This window comes from Paraburkholderia sp. J41, assembly GCF_905220235.1.
Classification (GTDB): Bacteria; Pseudomonadota; Gammaproteobacteria; order Burkholderiales; family Burkholderiaceae; genus Paraburkholderia.
The window spans coordinates 1-1,570 of the sequence record NZ_CAJMZE010000075.1 but is presented as its reverse complement, the minus strand read 5'-3'; the positions used below and the strand labels follow the sequence as shown (position 1 = coordinate 1,570).

Here is a 1,570-nt window from a genome sequence, read left to right as displayed (position 1 = left end):
TGGGAGCACTTCCACGAACTCGACCGCAAGGGCCTCATGATGTACGGCCAGATGACGGCGGGAAGCTGGATCTATATCGGCTCGCAGGGCATCGTGCAGGGCACTTACGAAACGTTCTATTCGGTCGCCAACCAGCACTTCAACGGCAATCCGAAGGGCCGCTGGATTCTCACGGGCGGCCTGGGCGGCATGGGCGGCGCGCAACCGCTGGCCGCGACCATGGCGGGCTTTTCGATGATCGCCGTGGAGTGCGATGAAACGCGCATCGACTTCCGCCTCAAGACGCGTTATGTCGATCGCAAGGCGAAAACCCTCGACGAAGCGCTCGCTATCGTCGAAGAAGCGAAGCAGACGGGCAAGCCGGTTTCGGTGGGCCTGCTCGGCAATGCCGCCGACGTGTTCGCCGAAGTCGTCGCGCGCGGCATCACGCCGGACTGCGTGACCGATCAAACGAGCGCGCACGATCCCATCAACGGCTATCTGCCGCAAGGCTGGACCGTCGGGCAATGGCGCGAGGCGCAGAAGGTCGCGCCGGAGAGCATCGTGAAGGCCGCGAAGGCGTCGATGGCGCAACAGGTGCGCGCGATGCTCGCGCTCCAGGAGCGCGGCGCGGCCACGCTCGATTACGGCAACAACATTCGCCAGATGGCGCTGGAAATGGGCGTGGAAAACGCGTTCGATTTCCCGGGCTTCGTGCCGGCCTATATCCGCCCGCTGTTCTGCGAAGGCAAGGGGCCGTTCCGCTGGGTCGCGCTTTCGGGCGATCCCGAGGACATCTACAAGACCGACGCGAAGGTCAAGGAACTCATTCCCGACGATCCGCACCTGCACAACTGGCTCGACATGGCGCGCGAACGCATCGCGTTCCAGGGCCTGCCCGCGCGCATTTGCTGGGTGGGCGTGAAGGATCGCTATCGTCTCGGCCAGGCGTTCAACGAAATGGTCCGGAACGGCGAATTGAAGGCGCCCATCGTGATCGGCCGCGATCACCTGGACACGGGTTCGGTTGCGAGCCCGAACCGCGAAACGGAGTCGATGAAGGACGGTTCCGACGCCGTGAGCGACTGGCCGCTGCTCAACGCGCTGCTCAACACGGCGGGCGGCGCGACGTGGGTTTCGCTGCATCACGGCGGCGGAGTGGGCATGGGTTTCTCGCAGCACGCGGGCGTGGTGATCGTCGCCGACGGCACGCAGGCCGCGCATGAACGTCTGGGCCGCGTGCTGCACAACGACCCGGCCACGGGCGTGATGCGTCATGCGGATGCGGGCTACGAGCTTGCGCAGCAGACCGCGCGCGAAGCGGGCCTGAAGCTGCCGATGCTGGGACGATGATGGCGTTGCCGTCGACCGTCGCGCAGACGCTGATCCGTCACGCGCAACTGGCGGCGTCGCCGTGGAAGAACGGCGGCGGCGTCACGCGCGAGATCGCGGCAATGCCGCTGGATGCGGCGGGCAACGCGTCGCTGGACGCGTTCGCGTGGCGCGTGAGCATTGCCGACGTTGCGCAGGCCGGGCCGTTTTCGCGCTTTCCCGGCGTGGATCGCACGCTCGTGCTGCTCGAAGGCGCGGG

Annotated in this window: 2 protein-coding genes; both read left to right on the top strand. The window is 66.4% G+C overall.

The window, feature by feature from the left end:
• The coding region (gene hutU / locus U5805_RS31445) for a urocanate hydratase (RefSeq protein WP_322107385.1) at window positions 1-1,332 on the top strand (1,332 nt) is incomplete at its 5' end.
• Window positions 1,329-1,570, top strand: a 242-nt coding sequence (locus tag U5805_RS31440; RefSeq protein ID WP_322107384.1) for a HutD family protein, incomplete at its 3' end; no start/stop codon positions are given. The genes hutU and U5805_RS31440, both read left to right, overlap by 4 nt.